Here is a 17333-nt window from a genome sequence, read left to right on the forward strand (position 1 = left end):
CCGACCGCAGCCGTGTTGACCAAGGAGGTTGGGTCGCCAGGGCGCGGGATCGGGACGCAAACTTCTTGATCAACCCGACCTGGGCGGTGAGGCGAGGCGGGGGCGGTCAGGGAAGCAGGGTGGAGAGGGTGACAGTGCCCGTGGCGATGAGGACGGCGGGGCCGGAGAGCCAGCAGGAGTCGGGCGTGACCGTCACCGTGAGGCGGCCGCCGGGGACGTCCACGGCCATGGTGCCGGTGTCCCGGCCGGCGTCCCGCAGGGCCACCGCGGCCACGGCACAGGCCCCGGTGCCGCAGGAGAGCGTCTCGGCGGAGCCCCGCTCGTAGACCCGCATCCGCACGTGCCCGTCGGTGCCGGCGACCGGCTCGCCGGGGGCGGTGAACTCGACGTTCACCCCGGCGGGGAAGACCGCCGGATCCACGTCGGGCGCCCGGGTGAGATCCAGGCCGGCCAGCTCCAGGGCGGCGGGCAGGGCGCAGACCAGGTGCGGGTTGCCCACGTCCACCGCCGCTCCGGTCAGGGTCAGTCCGCCCAGGGCGGCGGTGGCCGTGTCGTACACCCGGGGGCGGCGCATCTCGACGGCGATGGCCTCCCCCTCGACCCGTGCGTGCACGACGCCGGCCCGGGTGGCCACCGGCAGCGCCGCACCGGACGGGGTGGCCAGCCCGGCCTCCAGCAGGTAGCGCACGAAGACCCGGGCGCCGTTGCCGCACATCTCCGCGAACGAGCCGTCGGAGTTCCAGTAGTCCATGAACCACTCGGCCTCACCGGCCAGGGCCGCGCCCTCCGGGTGCTTGGCGGCCCGCACCACCCGCAGCACGCCGTCCCCGCCGATCCCGCGCCGCCGGTCGCAGAGCGCGGCGACCAGGCCCGGCGTCAGGTCGAGCGCCCCGTCCGGGTCGGGCAGGATGACGAAGTCGTTGCCGGTGCCGTGGCCCTTGGTGAACTCCACGCCCCCATCATTCCCGATGCTCGGCGACCACCCGCAGCGCAGTGTCGAGAAACGAAGGCGAGGCCGAGTCCAGCCAGTGGATCCGCGGGTCGCGCCGGAACCAGGACCGCTGCCGCCGGACGAACCGGCGGGTGGCCCGGATCGTCTCGGCGTGCGCCTCGACCTCGGTCAGCTCCCCGGCCAGGAACCGCAGCACCTGCTGGTAGCCGAGGGCCCGGCTGGCCGTACGCCCCTCGGGCAGGCCGCGGCCGACCAGCGTCTGCGTCTCGGCCACCAGCCCGTCGGCCCACATCCGGTCGACCCGCAACGCGATCCGCTCGTCCAGCAGCGCGGTGTCCAGGTCCACGCCGAGCTGCACGGACGGGTAGTACGGCGTGGGCTCGGGCAGCGAGGCGGTGAACGGCGCCCCGGTCAGCTCGATCACTTCGAGTGCCCGGACGATCCGCCGCCCGTTGGTCGGCAGGATGCCGGCCGCCGCCACCGGGTCGGCCGCCTGCAGCCGGGCGTACAGCGGGGCCGGGCCGGCCACCAGCAGCTCCGCCTCCAGCCGCTCCCGTACCGCCGGGTCGGTGCCGGGGAACTCGAACTGCTCCAGCACCGCCCGCACGTACAGGCCGGAGCCGCCGACCAGCAGCGGCACATTCCCCCGGGCCAGGATGTCGTCGACCGCGGCGCGGGCCAGCCGCTGGAATTCGGCGACGCTGGCCGGCTCGGTCACCTCCCAGATGTCGAGCAGGTGGTGCGGCACGCCGTCGCGCTCGGCCGGGGTCAGCTTGGCGGTGCCAATGTCCATGCCGCGATAGAGCTGCATCGAGTCGGCGTTGACCACCTCGCCGTCGAGGGCGTGCGCGAGGGCGATGCTCAGCGCCGACTTCCCGGCCGCGGTCGGACCGACCACGGCCACCACCGGGCCGGTCACTGCTGCTCCCGGTCCCAGTTCGCCACGAAGTAGGAGACCCCGTAGGGGGCCTGGTAGTAGCCCAGGTCACCGCGCCAGTCGCCGCCGGCCGCGCGGACCGCGCCGGCCAGCACCTGCCAGGGCGCCCGCCCGGCGACCTTCAGCTCGGCGGACCGTACCGGATCCAGGCCGAGCAGGGCCGCGGCGTCCGCGCCGGCCAGGGCCCGGGCCACCCCGTCGTCGTACGCCTCGGCGCCCGGGTCGTCGTAGCCGGGCGCCCTGGTGCCCCGGCACGCCGACCCGTCCCCCAGCACCAGCACCACGGCACGCCGCCCGGACTCGTCGGCGAGGGCCGCCCCGAGCTCGGCGCACTCCGCGGGCGTCGCGCCCTCGGCGACGGACCGGGCCAGCCGGGGCAGCTCGGTGCCGGTTCGGCCGACCAGCCACGCGCCGACAGTGAGGCTCAGCGGCAGGACCTCCGCCCCGGAGCAGGCGGCCGGCCACAACCGCACCGGCCGGTCGAGGCCGTAGCCGCGCAGCGACCCCGAGTCGGCGGCGCCGAAGACCCTGCTCTCCGGCCCGCCGCCCACCAGCAGGATCACCTCGGGAGCGGCGGCGAGCAGCCGGGCCAGGGCGCCGTCGGCCGCGGCGCGGAGGTCGTCCAGCTCACCGGCGGCGGCGCCGGCCAGTTCGGGCACGATCAGGGGCGGATGAGGGCAGACGGCGGCGGCGACCAGAGGCACGGGTCCAACCTATCCGTACCCCCCGGTGCGTCCCCGCGCCGATCCGGTCATCGGGGCCCTACGACACCGTATGGTCACGGTCGACGACAGGCGCTCGACACGGACCGGGTCGGACCTGTGACAATGCCGGAAGTAACTTTGCTGCGCCGTGGCGGCGATCGCGGGACCTCCCGTCGACGCCGGGAGAACGAGGATGGGCACATGAGCGACTGGACTGCCTTCGGACGGGTGGACGAGGACGGCACCGTCTACGTCAAGACCGCCGAGGGCGAGCGGGTGGTCGGATCCTGGCAGGCGGGAGCCCCGGAGGAGGGGCTGGCCCACTTCGCCCGGCGGTTCGCTGATCTGGTGACGGAGGTGGACCTGACCGAGGCCCGGCTCAACTCGGGCGCGGCGGACGCCGGCCACTCGCTGACCACGATCAAGCGGATCCGCGCCTCGCTGGCCGAGGCACACGTGGTCGGCGACATCGACGCGCTGGCCGCGCGCCTGGACAAGCTGGCCGCGACGGCCGAGGAGAAGGCCGGCGAGGCCAGGGCGGCCCGGGACGCCGCCCGGAGCGAGGCGCTGGCGCGCAAGACCGCCCTGGTGGACGAGGCGGAGAAGCTGGCCGCCGAGTCGACCGGCTGGAAGACCGCCGGGGACCGGCTCAAGGAGATCCTCGACGAGTGGAAGACCATCCGCGGGGTCGACAAGAAGACCGACGGTGAGCTGTGGAAGCGGTTCGCCGCCGCCCGGGACGGCTTCACCCGCCGGCGGGGCGCCCACTTCGCCTCCCTCGACCAGCAGCGCAAGCAGGCGCAGTCGATCAAGGAGGAGCTGGTCACCGAGGCCGAGAAGCTCAAGGAATCCACCGACTGGGGCGTCACCGCCAACGAGCTCAAGGACCTGATGGCCCGGTGGAAGTCCGCACCGCGGGCGTCCAAGGAGGCCGAGCAGAAGCTCTGGGAACGGTTCCGGGCGGCGCAGGACGAGTTCTTCACCCGGCGCAGTGAGGTCTTCTCGGCGCGGGACAACGAGCAGCGCGCCAACCTGGAGCGCAAGCAGGCCCTGCTCGCCGAGGCCGAGGGGCTCGACATCGACGGCGACCCGAAGGGTGCCCAGGCGAAGCTGCGGGACATCCAGGCGCAGTGGCACGAGGCCGGCCGGGTGCCCCGGGAGGCCGCCGCCGGGCTGGAGCGCCGGCTGCGCGTCGTGGACGAGAAGGTCCGCGAGGTGATGGACTCGGCGTGGCGGCGTACCACCAAGGAGGACAGCCCGCTGCTGGCCCAGATGCGTACGCAGGTCGCCGAGGCCGAGGAGCGGCTGGCCCGGGCGCAGGCCGCCGGCGACACCCGGCGGATCAAGGAGGCCGAGCAGGCGCTCGCCTCGAAGCGGCAGTTCCTCCAGCTGGCCGAGCAGACCAGCTGACCTGAGCACACCCGGGAGCCCCCGGTCCCCCACGGGACCGGGGGCTCCCGCCTGTCCCCGGTCGCCCCGTGCCCCGTGCCCCCTGCCGGGACCGGTCGGGGCTCCGCCGTCCGGCGGGGCCCCGATCTGGTCAGTGGGCGGAGCAGCCGGTCGCGGGCGTGGGCAGCGCGGCCGGCGCACCGATGGTCGGCAGCCCCAGCAGCACGCCCGGGGTACGCGGGGCACGCCCCGCCTCGGCGGCGTCGCCGGCCCGGGTACGCCGGTGCGACAGCGGCTCGCCGTCGGCGTTGAGGTGGTGCGGCGCGGCGTACGTGACGGTGGTGTGCACGATGTCGCCGGGGCGGATCTGCCCGGCCAGGCTTCCCGCGTCGAAGTGCACGAGGCGGCCGTCCCGGGCCCGGCCGGACATCCGGCCGGTGCGCTCGTCCTTGCGCCCCTCGCCGACGGCGACCAGCACCTCGACGGTCTCCCCCACGAGCTTCTTGTTCTCCGCCCAGGTGATCTCCTCCACCGTGGCGATCAGCCGCTCGTACCGCTCCTGCACGACCTGCTTGGGGAGCTGGCCGTCCATGGTCGCGGCCGGGGTGCCGGGGCGCTTGGAGTACTGGAAGGTGAACGCCGAGGCGAATCGGGCCTCGCGGACCACGTCGAGGGTCCGCTCGAAGTCGGCGTCGGTCTCGCCGGGGAAGCCGACGATGATGTCCGTGGTGATCGCCGCGTCCGGCATGGCCGCCCGGACCTTCTCGATGATGCCCAGGTATCGCTCCGACCGGTACGAGCGGCGCATGGCCCGCAGCACCTCGTCGGAGCCCGACTGCAACGGCATGTGCAGCGAGTGGCAGACGTTCGACGTCTCGGCCATCGCGGCGATCACGTCGTCGGTGAAGTCCTTCGGGTGCGGGCTGGTGAACCGGACCCGCTCCAGGCCCTCGATGTCGCCGCACGCCCGCAGCAGCTCGGCAAAAGCCGACCGGCCGCCACTGCGCTTCCAGTTCGGCTCGCCGGCGTCGCCGAACGCCACGCCGTAGGAGTTGACGTTCTGCCCGAGCAGGGTCACCTCCAGCACGCCCTCGTCGACCAGGGCGCGCACCTCGGAGAGGATGTCGCCGGGGCGGCGGTCCTTCTCCTTGCCGCGCAGCGACGGCACGATGCAGAACGTGCAGGTGTTGTTGCAGCCCACGGAGATCGACACCCAGCCGGCGTACGTCGACTCGCGCCGGGTGGGCAGCGTGGAGGGGAAGACCTCGAGCGACTCGAGGATCTCCACCTCGGCGGCGGCGTTGTGCCGGGCCCGCTCCAGCAGCACCGGCAGCGAGCCGATGTTGTGCGTGCCGAAGACCACGTCCACCCAGGGGGCCTTGCGGACGATCTCGCCGCGGTCCTTCTGAGCCAGGCAGCCGCCGACCGCGATCTGCATCCCGGGGTGCTTGTCCTTCACGGGGCGCAGATGGCCGAGGTTGCCGTAGAGCCGGTTGTCCGCGTTCTCCCGGACGGCGCAGGTGTTGAACACCACCACGTCGGGCTGCTCGTCGGCCTCGGCGGCGCGCACGTAACCGGCCTGTTCGAGCAGGCCGGAGATGCGCTCGGAGTCGTGCACGTTCATCTGGCAGCCGTACGTGCGCACCTGGTAGGTACGCGGGCTGCCCGCGGCTGCGGTAGTCATGACCCGGACAGCGTATCCGGGCCGAAGCCCGGCACCCCACCCGCCGCCCGGGCCTGAACCCGGCACGGCCCGGCCGTGCCGGGTCCGGTCAGGCGGCGGCGAGCGCGGGGGCGACCGAGTCGGGGGCCCAGCGCGAGCGGTGGCACTGCGACCAGCCCCGGCACCCGGGGTGGGCGACGGTGCAGAGCCGCTGGTCGCTGAGCACCTCGCCCTCGTCGGTCTCGACCACGTCGAAGTGCACCGGACGGATCGTGCCGTCCGGGGCGACCAGCAGGTGCCGTCCGGCGTCGAGGGTGTCGTCGCGCATCAGGCAGTTGCGGTCCAGCAGCCGGGCCAGCGCCGCGATGCTGGGCAGCTCGGGCAGGCGCTCGGGCACCCCGTAACAGTCGACCATGGTGCCGTACACCCCCGGCGCCTCCCAGACGTCACAGACCACCGCGTACGCGGGCAGTCGGGCCGGGTCGGCGACGGCGAGGGGCATCACCACCCGGCCGAGCGCCTCGGCCAGCGCCGGGTAGACCTCCACCGGCGCCGCGCCGTCAATTCTCCAGTTCCACAGCTCGGTCATGCCGCCTCCTCGCTGTGCTCGTCCCACCGGCCTCCGGATCGGGCCTTACTGACGATGGTGGGGTGCATTTGACCTCAGCCGGGGGCAAGTTACCGGTCTGTGACCATTCCGGGCAAAATTTCCTCGAGCGTCATCGCTTCGAGTAGCGGGAAGATGACAGTTTATCGGGTATGGTGCCCCGTCCGGGAGAGCGACATGGCCGTCAGCGGACCCGGATCAGGTGCTCGCTCGCGGGCAGCAGCTCGCCGATCACGGTGGCGCCGGGGATCTCGCCCGCCACCAGCAGCCCGCCGGAGGTCTGCGCGTCGGCCAGCAGCAGCCGCTCCCCCTCGTCGAGGTCGCCGAAGTCGGTCCACGGGGTCACCCAGTCCAGGTTCCGGCGGGTGCCGCCGCTGACGTACCCGTCCCGCAGCGCCTCCCGGGCGCCGGGCAGGTAGGGCACGGCCGCGGCGTCGACGGCGATGGTGAGCCGGCTGGCCCGGGCCAGCTTCGAGGCGTGCCCGAGCAGCCCGAACCCGGTGACGTCGGTGCCGCAGCGGATGCCGGCGGCGATCGCCGCCCGGGCCGCGTCCCGGTTGAGCCGGGTCATCGAGGCGACCGCCTCCGGGAACCGCTCCCCGGTCCGCTTGTGCCGGCTGTTCAGCACTCCGACACCGAGCGGCTTGGTCAGCGACAGCGGCAGGCCGGCCCGGCCGGCGTCCAGGGTGATGAGTTCCTCCGGCCGCACCACGCCGCTGACCGCGAGGCCGTACTTCGGGCCGTCATCGTCCACGCTGTGCCCGCCGGCCAGGTGGCAGCCGGCCTCCCGGGCCACGTCCTGGCCGCCGCGCAGCACCTCCCGGGCCAACTCCACCGGCAGCACCTCGCGGGGCCAGCAGAGCAGGTTGAGCGCCACCAGTGGGGTGCCGCCCATGGCGTACACGTCGGAGAGCGCGTTGGTCGCGGCGATCCGGCCCCAGTCGTACGCGTCGTCCACCACCGGGGTGAAGAAGTCCGCCGTGCTCACCAGGCCGGTCCGCTCGTCCAGCCGGACCACCGCGGCGTCGTCGCCGTGGTCCAGGCCGACCAGCAGGTCGGCGGCGCCGGCGGCCGGGCCGAGCCCGGCGACCATCGCCTCCAACTCGCCGGGCGGAATCTTGCAGGCGCAGCCGCCGCCGCGGGCGTAATCGGTCAGCCGGAGCGGATGGGTCATCCCCACATGATCTCCGCGCGGTGCCCGGTCCGCCACCGGAGCGGACCGGTACGTGGCAGAAATCGGACTCCCCGGTACGTGGGCGACCGGTGTTACCTCACTGTGACCGTTCGAGTTGCGTTCCGCCATGTGGCCCCGCCTAGAGTTGCCCAACCGGGGGTCGACCGACCCCGCTTATCTCCACGGACAGGGACGGTGGACGACGTGACGACGGGCGAACCGCTCATCGTGCTCGACGGGGTCAACAAGTGGTTCGGCCCGCTGCACGTGCTCGACGACGTCTCGCTCTCCGTCGGCAGGGGTGAGGTGGTCGTGGTGATCGGCCCCTCCGGCTCCGGCAAGTCGACGCTCTGCCGGACGATCAACCGGCTGGAGCCGATCAGCTCGGGCACCATCACCTTCGACGGGCAGCCGCTGCCGGCCGAGGGCAAGGCGCTGGCGAAGCTGCGCAGCGAGGTCGGCATGGTCTTCCAGTCGTTCAACCTCTTCGCGCACAAGACCATCCTGGAGAACGTCACGCTCGGCCCGGTCAAGGTCCGCAGGGAGAAGCCGGCCGCCGCCCGCGAGCGCGGCCTGGCCCTGCTCGACCGGGTCGGCATCGCCAACCAGGCCGACAAGTACCCCGCCCAGCTCTCCGGCGGCCAGCAGCAGCGGGCGGCCATCGCCCGTGCGCTGGCCATGCAGCCCAAGGCGATGCTCTTCGACGAGCCGACCAGCGCGCTCGACCCGGAGATGGTCGGCGAGGTGCTGGACGTGATGACCTCGCTGGCCCGCGACGGGATGACCATGGTGGTGGTGACCCACGAGATGGGCTTCGCCCGGCACGCGGCCAATCGAGTGATCTTCATGGCCGACGGTCAGCTGGTCGAGGACGCACCGCCGGCGGAGTTCTTCGCGAACCCGCGCAGCGAGCGGGCGAAGGACTTCCTCTCCAAGATCCTCACGCACTAGGCATCCGTAGTGGAGCGCGCCGTCCCCCGGCGGGTTCTGTCGAAAAGGAGATTGAGTATGCGTTACAAGCACGTGGCGGCGGTCGCCATGATGGCCTCGCTCGCCCTCTCGGCTGCCGCGTGCGGCAAGGAGGGGAACCCGACCCCCAGCGGCAGCGGCAACGCCAGCGGTGCGGCGCAGTCGGACGACTGCAAGAGCTCGGGCGTGACCTTCACCCCCAAGGCCGACGCCAACGTCGCCGGCAGCCCGGCCTTCGACAAGATCAAGGCCGCCGGCAAGGTCACCATCGGCGTCAAGTTCGACCAGCCGAACCTGGGCTACAAGGACGCTCAGGGCAAGCGCTGCGGCTTCGACGTCGAGATCGCCCAGTACCTCGCCAGCACGCTCGGCGTCGACCCGGCGAAGATCGAGTACAAGGAGATCGCGTCGGCTAACCGCGAGACCGCGATCAAGGGCGGCGAGATCGACTACTACGTCGGCACCTACTCGATCACCGACAAGCGCAAGAACGACGTCTCCTTCGCCGGGCCGTACTTCGTGGCCGGCCAGGATCTGCTGGTCCGTAAGGACGAATCGTCGATCACCGGCAAGGACAGCCTGAAGGGCAAGAAGGTCTGCTCGGCCACCGGCTCCACCCCGATCCAGCGGGTGCGGGACGAGGGCCTGACCGAGGCGAGCAACATCGTCGAGTTCAAGACCTACTCCGAGTGCGTCTCGCAGCTGCTCGACAAGAAGGTCGACGCGGTGACCACCGACGACGCCATCCTCAAGGGCTACGCCGCGCAGAACCCGGACGAGCTGAAGGTCGTCGGCCAGCCGTTCAGCACCGAGAAGTACGGCATCGGCCTGCCCAAGGACGACAAGGCGCTGCGCGACTACGTCAACAACCAGATCGAGGCCGCCTTCACCGACGGCACCTGGCAGAAGATCTACGACGGCACGCTCGGCAAGTCCGGCTCCTCGGCGACTCCGCCGCAGCTCGAGCGGTACTGACGGTCTGACGCCAGACCGGGCGGGGAGCTTGCTCCCCGCCCGGTCCCCGTCCCGAGAGTGAGAGCGAGACATGGGCGAGTTCTTCCGCGTCCTGACGGACAACCAGCAGGTGTTCCTCGACGGGTTCGTGAACACCGTCAAGCTCTTCCTGATCGCAGCCGTCGGCAGCCTCGTCCTCGGTACGCTGCTCGGCGCGATGCGGGTCTCGCCGGTGCCCGCCCTGCGGGCGTTCGGTGCCACGTACGTGAACCTGATCCGCAACACTCCGCTGACCCTGGTCTTCGCGTTCCTCGTCTTCGCGGTGCCGAAGCTGGGGTTGAACATCGACTACGACACCAGCGCGTTCGTCGCGCTGACCGTCTACACCTCGGCGTTCGTCTGCGAGGTGGTCCGCTCCGGGGTGAACACGGTGGCGACCGGCCAGGCCGAGGCGGCCCGCGCGCTGGGCATGACCTTCGGTCAGGTACTCACGCTGATCGTGCTGCCGCAGGCGCTGCGGGCGATGGTGCCGCCGATGATGAGCGTCTTCATCGCCATGCTCAAGAACACCACGATCGCGGCCGGCTTCTCGGTGCTCGAGGCCGGCGCCATCCCGGCGTACATGGCCGAACGGGGTGAACCCCAGATGGTCGTCCTCAGCTGGATCGTGATCGGCTTCCTGATCCTGATCATCCCGCTGGTGGTGCTCCAGCGGTTCCTCGAGCGCAAGTGGGCGGTGGCCCGGTGAGCGCGAGGAGTGAGCTTGTGAGCCCCGCAGTCGCGAACGGAAGGTGGCGCAGTGAGTAGCTCGGTCCTCTACGACCTGCCTGGGCCGCGGGCCCGGCTGCGCAACCGGATCCTCAGCGTCGTCTCGATCGCGGCGATCGTCGCGCTGGTCGCGTTCATCATCTACAAGTTCAACGAGACCGGGCAGTTCGAGGCCCGCAAGTGGGAGCAGTTCCAGTACGCGGCGGTGCAGCGGGAACTGCTCACCGGCCTGTGGGCGACGCTCAAGGCGGCCGGCATTGCCACCGTGCTGGCGCTGCTGTTCGGCGCGGTCTTCGCCAGCGCCCGGCTCAGTGACCGGTGGGTCCTGCGCGCCCCGGCCACCTTCGTGGTGGAGCTGTTCCGGGCCATCCCGCTGCTGATCCTGATCTTCTTCGGCTACTACGTGCCGCTGCAGTACGGCTGGTCGATCGACAAGCTCTGGGCGCTGGTCATCGGCCTCACGCTCTACAACGGCTCGGTGCTGGCGGAGATCTTCAGGGCCGGCATCAACGCGGTGCCGTACGGGCAGACGGAGGGCGCCTACGCCATCGGCCTGCGGAAGAACCAGGTGCTGCGGCTGATCCTCCTGCCGCAGGCGTTCCGGTCGATGCTGCCGGCGATCGTCAGCCAGCTCGTGGTGCTGCTCAAGGACACCGCGCTCGGCTTCATCATCACGTACCCGGAGCTGCTCTTCGTCGGCAAGCAGATCGGCGGCCGGCTGCCGTTCGGGCTGCCGTACGTGCCGACGTACCTGATCGTCGCGGCGATCTACATCAGCATCTGCGGTCTGCTGTCGATCCTGGCCTGGTGGCTGCAGAAGCGCATGGGCCGGATGCCGAAGACGGCCGCGCGGGTCGTCCCGTCGCAGGATGTCGGCGACAACGCCGGGGCCGCAGCGGCCTGACCGACGACTCCCTGCCACGGGCGGGTGACCATCGGGTCACCCGCCCGGCGCGTCTCCGCCGCCAGCGTCTCGGGCGAGCCGAGTTGCAGAACCACCTTGGCGTCGCCGGAGGCGGCCATCCGTCGCCGATCCCGCACGCCCCGGCCAGGCGGCAAGTGCCCCCAGTTGCAGCGCTGCCGCCGTGGCCCGAATCGCCCTCCCCCGAATGCCTTAGCACGCTGATGATGCCGCGCGTGGTGAGGTGAGACGGGCTTGGGCAATCGTGCCCATTGACATCAATCGAATTGGTTCATAGCTCACTGAACCAGCGCGGCAACGTTCAATATCTGGCCGACAGTTCGTTTTCTCAACTGAAGCCACTACCACAACAGGCGCAGACATCTAGGAATATGCCGGTCAGAGGATCTGGCGCGCCAAATCGACGGAAAGTCGGAGGCCACACATCAGTGAAGACACAAAAAATCTCAGCAATGATCCCGCTCTCGGCATTGGCCCTCGTGGCAACAGCTGCGGCAATCACGCTACCATCCACCCCGGCAATGGCTGCCTCTTCCTTCTGCGAGACCTGGGTCTCCGGTGACAGGACGGCCTTGGCACGCTGCAACTCACCCACGAGCTATCGGGTCGAGGCACGGTGCGAGGAGAATTCCGGCGCGACATACGTCGCGCTGGGAAACTGGGTTTCCAACAACGCCACCTCCTACGCCTATTGCCACGAGTACGCCTGGGTGATTGACCGCTGGGTTCATTTTGCCACCTAATTGCGTCCGCACCTCCCCGACAACTTCAGGATGCAAGTGCCACAAGCAGGTTGCGCCAGGCATGCAGCAACCCACCTCTCATGAATGGAAATGTGTCGTTCAATGAAACCGCGTCGATTGATCGCACTCTCAACCTTGGCACTGTCACTCGCCGGTTCGGCGACGGTTATCTCAGCATCCCCCGCTGCAGCAGCGGCCAGTTGCAGCACGAGCCTTGTGAACGACAGAACCGCGAAAGGTTACTGCTCGGGAACCACCCGGAGCTACCAAATTCAAGTGACTTGCGAGGAGAATTCGGGGCACACCTACACGGCGGCTGGTTCCCTCGCTTGGGGTGGCACCGACTCGTACGCGACTTGCCATGAGTACGCCTGGGTGATCGATCGATGGATGATACTCCTCTAATCGATCAAGCCAATCTCTGCGACCATTGGCCCGGCTTCAGACTCGGGTGACACGGATGCAGTTCGAAATCCTCACCCAGCCAGACTCGTCATTTCTGGCCGAACCGCTTGGCGGACATGGCCGATGACTTCGTGGGCACCAACTTAACTCCGGATTGGGATGCAGAACGGCTGAGGCCGGATTTCATGATCTGCACCATCCGTCGCTAAGAGGGGTCGGGCCAGGGGTCGCCCCACCCGGCCCCTCTTCATGGGGAGCGCAATTCGGTCCGTCGCGGAAATTCGAAAACTGAGCAGGCGTTCACGCCGACATCCTCAGGACTGGGTCAGCGAAATAGTGAGCGCTGCGGACCACGGTAGCCGACGGGCCCACAACACATCTTTATCGTCGCATCGGGCGCAGCCAGCGGCTCAGGAAAACCTTCTGGCGTTCACAGTCGGCCCTCTCACCAGGTTTCAGCAGCAGACACCCGGAATTCAGCGGGCGATCTCGGTGACCCGGGACTCGCGGACCACCGTCACCCGGATCTGGCCCGGGTAGGTCAGCTCCTCCTCGATCTGCTTGGCCACGTCCCGGGCCAGCACCGCCGCGCCGATGTCGTCGACGTCCTCCGGCTTGACCATCACCCGGATCTCCCGGCCCGCCTGCATGGCGAAGACCTTCTCCACGCCGAGCTTGCCGGCCGCGATCTCCTCGATCCGCTCCAGCCGCTTGACGTACGCCTCCAGGCTCTCCCGCCGCGCCCCCGGCCGGCCACCGGAGCAGGCGTCGGAGGCCTGGGTGAGGACCGCCTCGATGGTCTGCGGCGGCACCTCGTTGTGGTGCGCCTCGATGGCGTGCACCACGTCCTCGCTCTCGCCGTACTTGCGGGCCAGGTCCGCGCCGATGATGGCGTGGCTCCCCTCCACCTCGTGGGTGAGCGCCTTGCCGATGTCGTGCAGGAACGCGCAACGCTTGATCGTCGGCACGTCCAGCCGCAGCTCGGCGGCCATGGTCCCGGCGATGTGCGCGGTCTCCACCAGGTGCTTGAGCACGTTCTGCCCGTACGACGTCCGGTAGCGCAGCCGGCCCAGCAGGGTGACCAGCTCCGGGTGGATCTCGGTGATGCCGACCTCGACCAGGGCATCCTCGGCGGCCCGGTGGCAGAGCTCCTCCACCTCGTGCCGGGCCTGGTCGTAGACCTCCTCGATCCGGTGCGGGTGGATCCGGCCGTCCAGCACCAGCTTCTCGAGGGTGAGCCGGCCGACCTCCCGGCGTACCGGGTCGAAGCAGGAGAGCAGCACCGCCTCGGGGGTGTCGTCGATGATCAGGTTGACCCCGGTGACCGACTCGAAGGCGCGGATGTTGCGCCCCTCCCGGCCGATGATCCGCCCCTTCATCTCGTCGCCGGGCAGGTGCAGGACACTCACCACGCTCTCCGCGGTCTGCTCGCTGGCGACCCGCTGGATGGCGTCCACGACGATGTGCCGGGCCCGCTGCTCGGCGGTGCTGCGGGCGTCCGACTCGATGTCCCGGACCAACAGGGCGGCCTCCCGCTTGGCCTGGCTCTCGATCGACTCGACCAGCTCGACCCGGGCCGCCTCGGCGGTCAGCCCGGCGACCCGCTCCAGTTCGCGGCGGCGCTGTTCCTCCACCTCGGTGAGGGCCTGCTCCCGCTCGGCCAGGGCGGCCTCCCGGGCGGCCAGGGCGGCGCTGGCGGCCGTGAGCTGCCGTTCCCGCTCGGCGAGCCGTTCCACCTCCTCGGTGTGCAGCCGCTCCCGCTCGTCCATCCGGGTGGCCCGGCGCTCGACCTCGGCCGCCTGCTCGCGGGTGGTCGCGGCGAGCACCGCCACCTCCCGCTCGCCGCTGCGCCGGGCGGCGCTGCGGAGCTGCTCCGCGTCCGCCTCGGCCTGCTTGTGCGCCCGCTCCAGCACCGTGTCGGCCTCGGCGCGGGCGTCGTCCAGGACCCGCCGGGCCTCGGCCCGGGCCGCCTTCGCCTCGGCCTTCGCGGCGGCCGCCTCGGCCCGGGCCGCCGCAGCGGCCGACTTCGCCACATCGGCGGTGCTGTTCGCCTCGTCGGCGGCGGTGCGCAGGGCCGCCAGCGACTGCTCCTGGCGATCCTTCTCGGCGATGAAGGCCGGGTCCTCCGGGGTGGGCGTGACACTGAGCCGGCGCAGGGTACGCGCGCCGAGCAGGACGGCACCGACCACCACGGCGGCGAGCAGCAGCACCAGCACGAGGATGACGGCCTCGAACGCGCTCATGCCGCTCCGCCCCGTCCGGTCGCGGCCGCGCCGACGGTCAGGTTGCTGCGGTCAGCGCGGACCCGGATGCCTGCGGACGGCCCGCCGAGGGCCCACGGAGGATCACCGGTGAACCTGTTCCGCCCCACCATGGCCGCCTCCCCTGAACGTCGGCGCCGCAGCCCGCGCGCCGACGGCACACGCCTGCGGCTCTGGACGCCCGACCGGAGCGGCTGGCCGTGGGTAGCTTTCCGTCGACGGTGCCCATGGAGAGCATCGCCGGCGGCCGGTTGCAGTTGTCGGTGGCACCGGACCGGCCGTCCGGTACTGCCGTCAAGGCCGGTGAAGCTGGCCCAAAGTGATGCGGTTCTGTTACGCGTTCTATGTTGTGCGCTTAGCCTGCGCTGGTCGGGCAATGTGAGCCTGTATGGCGAGGCTAGGTCTCCGGAGGCCGTTCGGTCAAGAACTCATGATCAAACCACCCGGACGGAGAGAAGTTGCGGCATCACCCAGCGCTGATCAGATGCCGGACACGGCCGGACAAACCCCACGCCGCGCAAGCTCCCCGATCACCCTCCCGACCTGCTCAGGCCCCTCACGAGGCAGGTCCCACCCACCCTCCGCTCAGCACCGCACGCCACTCGGCGTCGTCGCGACGGCAGGCCACAACTTCTCCGAAAGAGTGGTCTTGCGGCGGCGGAAGGCCACACTTCCAGAGAACTTGTGCGGACCTTGGGCGACCCGCGGCCCGAGGGCGCCGGCCCGCACCGCCTCCGCTGATCGGTCAGTCGAGGGTGCGGGCGTCCCGGTCGAGTTCGTGCTCGGCGTCGGCGAGCGCGTCGGCGTCGATGTGCTCGGCAAACTCGGCGGCCTCGGCGCTCTGCGCGGCCAGGGCCTCCTTCACCGCCCGGATCGCCACGCCCGGCGGGTACCCCTTGCGGGCCAGCATGCCCACGAGGCGGCGGAACACCGCGTCCGGCTGGCCCCGGGCGGTCCGCAGCTTCCGCTCGACCAGGGCGCGGGCGGTCTCCGCCTCGGTCTCCTCGTCCAGCTCGCCGAGCGCCTCGCTGGCCACCTCGCCGTCGACGCCGCGCTGGCGCAGCTCGTTGGCGAGCGCCCGCCGCGCCAGCCCACGGCCGGTGTGCCGGCTGGTGACCCAGGCGCGGGCGAAGGCGGCGTCGTCGATGATGCCGACCTCGTCGTACCGGTCGAGGACCTGGGCGGCGACCTCCTCGGAGATGCCCCGCTTGGCGAGGGCGCCGGCCAGCTCGGCCCGGGTACGCGGCCGGACCGCGAGCTGCCGCAGGCAGATCTCCCGGGCTGCCTCGGCCTCGTCGCGAGGCGGGGCCGGCGCGGCCTCCGGATCGGTCTCCTCGGCGCGGCTCCGGCGGCCCCGGCGAGGACGGGGTGTGGTGGCATCACCCGTGCGGGGCGGGCTGGCGTCCCAGCCCCGCCCCGTACGGGCGCGTCGTCCTGCCACGGATCAGGTCAGAAGTCGACCGGCGGCAGCTCCGGGCCACCGGCGGCGTCGCCCACGCCGACCCCGACGCCGAGCTTCTCCAGAATCTTCTTCTCGATCTCGGCGGCCACATCCGGGTTCTCGCGGAGGAACTCGCGGGCCTTCTCCTTGCCCTGGCCGAGCTGGTCGCCGTCGTAGGTGTACCAGGCGCCGGACTTGCGGATGATCGCCTGCTCCACGCCGACGTCGATCAGCGACCCCTCGCGGGAGATGCCCTTGCCGTACATGATGTCGAACTCGGCCTGCTTGAACGGCGCGGCGACCTTGTTCTTCACGACCTTGACCCGGGTGCGGTTCCCGACCACGTCGGTGCCGTCCTTGAGGCTCTCGATGCGGCGCACGTCGAGCCGGACCGAGGCGTAGAACTTCAGCGCCCGACCACCGGTGGTGGTCTCCGGGCTGCCGAACATCACGCCGATCTTCTCGCGCAGCTGGTTGATGAAGATCGCCGTGGTGCCGGTGTTGTTGAGCACACCGGTGATCTTGCGCAGCGCCTGGCTCATCAGCCGGGCCTGGAGACCCACGTGGCTGTCGCCCATCTCGCCCTCGATCTCGGCGCGCGGCACCAGGGCGGCGACCGAGTCGATCACGATGATGTCGAGCGCGCCGGAGCGGACCAGCATGTCCGCGATCTCCAGCGCCTGCTCGCCGGTGTCCGGCTGGGAGACCAGCAGGGCGTCGGTGTCGACGCCGAGGGCCTTCGCGTACTCCGGGTCGAGCGCGTGCTCGGCGTCGATGAAGGCGGCGATGCCGCCCGCCCGCTGGGCGTTGGCCACCGCGTGCAGGGCGACCGTGGTCTTACCGCTGGACTCCGGGCCGTAGATCTCGATGACCCGGCCACGGGGCAGACCGCCCACGCCGAGCGCGACGTCGAGCGCGATGGAGCTGGTCGGGATCACGGCGGTCTGCACGACCGGCCGCTCCCCCAGCCGCATCACCGAACCCTTGCCGAACTGCTTGTCGATCTGAGCGAGAGCAAGGTCGAGTGCCTTCTCCCGGTCCGGCCCTGCCGCCATCGTTGCCACCCCTGCCTTCGCCGGCGTCTTACCTGAGCTTCGCGTCACGCGGGACACGCTAGGCGCTGGGTCCGACAGAAAACCAGCCGACGGGCCGCGAGCTGTGGACGAGCACCCCGCTGTGGACAATAGCCGAACAGGTGTACGACTCGGCAAGCGACACGCGGACTCGGGAAAAAGGCTGCTCAGCGTAGCCGCGCGGGGACCCGGTCGGGATAGGCGGCGACCACCGCCCGCCACACCACGTGCGTCTCCTCACCCGCGGCGAGGGCCTGCTCGATGGTCCGCCCGCCGAGCTGGGACAACACCTGGTCGCTGGCGATGCTGGCCGCGTAGCCCGGCCCGAACGCCTCCTCCAGCCGCGCCCAGAAGTCGGTCAGCCGCACGTG

Annotated in this window: 16 protein-coding genes; 5 read left to right on the forward strand and 11 right to left on the reverse strand. The window is 71.0% G+C overall.

Features of this window, described 5'->3' with window-relative positions; all coding sequences use genetic code 11:
- Nucleotides 1-106: 106 nt before the first annotated feature.
- Genes dapF through ACFYML_RS13005 form a run of 3 tightly spaced genes read right to left on the reverse strand, consistent with a single transcriptional unit; the run spans nucleotide 107 to nucleotide 2593 of the window.
- Nucleotides 107-952: a diaminopimelate epimerase gene (gene dapF / locus ACFYML_RS12995; protein ID WP_387420746.1), complete on the reverse strand. Its 846-nt coding sequence runs from the start codon at nucleotides 950-952 to the stop codon at nucleotides 107-109.
- A gap of 7 nt (nucleotides 953-959) precedes the next feature.
- Complete coding sequence (miaA, locus tag ACFYML_RS13000) at nucleotides 960-1889, reverse strand: tRNA (adenosine(37)-N6)-dimethylallyltransferase MiaA (RefSeq protein ID WP_387420819.1); 930 nt, start codon at nucleotides 1887-1889, stop codon at nucleotides 960-962.
- Entirely contained in the window at nucleotides 1868-2593 is a 726-nt protein-coding gene (locus tag ACFYML_RS13005; protein WP_387420747.1) for a hypothetical protein, read from the reverse strand. The genes miaA and ACFYML_RS13005 overlap by 22 nt, the downstream gene beginning before the upstream one ends.
- 201 nt (nucleotides 2594-2794) lie before the next feature.
- Between ACFYML_RS13005 and ACFYML_RS13010 the strand changes: the two genes are divergently transcribed.
- Entirely contained in the window at nucleotides 2795-4003 is a 1209-nt protein-coding gene (locus tag ACFYML_RS13010) for a DUF349 domain-containing protein (RefSeq protein ID WP_387420748.1), read from the forward strand.
- A 130-nt stretch (nucleotides 4004-4133) separates the two neighbouring features.
- Here ACFYML_RS13010 and miaB read toward each other — a convergent pair whose 3' ends face one another.
- The 3 genes from miaB to selD all read right to left on the reverse strand — a co-directional run bounded on the left by miaB (nucleotide 4134) and on the right by selD (nucleotide 7426).
- A complete protein-coding gene (miaB, locus tag ACFYML_RS13015; RefSeq protein ID WP_387420749.1) occupies nucleotides 4134-5666 on the reverse strand; it encodes a tRNA (N6-isopentenyl adenosine(37)-C2)-methylthiotransferase MiaB in 1533 nt (510 codons plus the stop codon).
- Between the two features lie 88 nt (nucleotides 5667-5754).
- Entirely contained in the window at nucleotides 5755-6234 is a 480-nt protein-coding gene (locus tag ACFYML_RS13020; RefSeq protein ID WP_357433429.1) for a hypothetical protein, read from the reverse strand.
- Between the two features lie 202 nt (nucleotides 6235-6436).
- Entirely contained in the window at nucleotides 6437-7426 is a 990-nt protein-coding gene (gene selD, locus ACFYML_RS13025) for a selenide, water dikinase SelD (RefSeq protein ID WP_387420750.1), read from the reverse strand.
- Nucleotides 7427-7621: 195 nt separating this feature from the next.
- On the opposite strand from selD, the gene ACFYML_RS13030 reads away from it, so the two are divergent.
- The 4 genes from ACFYML_RS13030 to ACFYML_RS13045 all read left to right on the forward strand — a co-directional run bounded on the left by ACFYML_RS13030 (nucleotide 7622) and on the right by ACFYML_RS13045 (nucleotide 11021).
- A complete protein-coding gene (locus ACFYML_RS13030) occupies nucleotides 7622-8377 on the forward strand; it encodes an amino acid ABC transporter ATP-binding protein (RefSeq protein ID WP_387420751.1) in 756 nt (251 codons plus the stop codon).
- Between the two features lie 57 nt (nucleotides 8378-8434).
- A complete protein-coding gene (locus tag ACFYML_RS13035; RefSeq protein ID WP_387420752.1) occupies nucleotides 8435-9370 on the forward strand; it encodes a glutamate ABC transporter substrate-binding protein in 936 nt (311 codons plus the stop codon).
- A 70-nt stretch (nucleotides 9371-9440) separates the two neighbouring features.
- Nucleotides 9441-10097 carry an amino acid ABC transporter permease gene (locus tag ACFYML_RS13040; RefSeq protein WP_387420753.1) on the forward strand — a complete coding sequence of 219 codons (657 nt, stop codon included), beginning with the start codon at nucleotides 9441-9443 and terminating at the stop codon, nucleotides 10095-10097.
- A gap of 51 nt (nucleotides 10098-10148) precedes the next feature.
- Nucleotides 10149-11021, forward strand: coding sequence for an amino acid ABC transporter permease (locus tag ACFYML_RS13045; RefSeq protein WP_387420754.1), 873 nt, complete (start codon nucleotides 10149-10151; stop codon nucleotides 11019-11021).
- A 346-nt stretch (nucleotides 11022-11367) separates the two neighbouring features.
- Here the strand turns inward: ACFYML_RS13045 and ACFYML_RS13050 are convergent, their stop codons facing one another.
- From ACFYML_RS13050 to ACFYML_RS13070, 5 genes are all read right to left on the reverse strand, one after another.
- The gene (locus tag ACFYML_RS13050; protein ID WP_387420755.1) at nucleotides 11368-11634 is read right to left on the reverse strand and encodes a hypothetical protein; all 267 of its coding nucleotides are present in this window, start codon (nucleotides 11632-11634) and stop codon (nucleotides 11368-11370) included.
- A gap of 1029 nt (nucleotides 11635-12663) precedes the next feature.
- Nucleotides 12664-14430: a ribonuclease Y gene (gene rny / locus ACFYML_RS13055; protein WP_387420756.1), complete on the reverse strand. Its 1767-nt coding sequence runs from the start codon at nucleotides 14428-14430 to the stop codon at nucleotides 12664-12666.
- A 763-nt stretch (nucleotides 14431-15193) separates the two neighbouring features.
- Nucleotides 15194-15889, reverse strand: coding sequence for a regulatory protein RecX (locus ACFYML_RS13060; protein WP_387420757.1), 696 nt, complete (start codon nucleotides 15887-15889; stop codon nucleotides 15194-15196).
- An 8-nt stretch (nucleotides 15890-15897) separates the two neighbouring features.
- Entirely contained in the window at nucleotides 15898-16944 is a 1047-nt protein-coding gene (gene recA, locus ACFYML_RS13065; RefSeq protein ID WP_073832643.1) for a recombinase RecA, read from the reverse strand.
- A gap of 185 nt (nucleotides 16945-17129) precedes the next feature.
- On the reverse strand, nucleotides 17130-17330 hold the full coding sequence (locus ACFYML_RS13070; protein WP_073832642.1) for a DUF3046 domain-containing protein: 201 nt from the start codon (nucleotides 17328-17330) through the stop codon (nucleotides 17130-17132).
- Nucleotides 17331-17333: the final 3 nt, after the last annotated feature.

This window comes from Micromonospora sp. NPDC007230 (genome assembly GCF_042869115.1).
In the GTDB taxonomy this organism is placed as follows: Bacteria; Actinomycetota; Actinomycetes; order Mycobacteriales; family Micromonosporaceae; genus Micromonospora.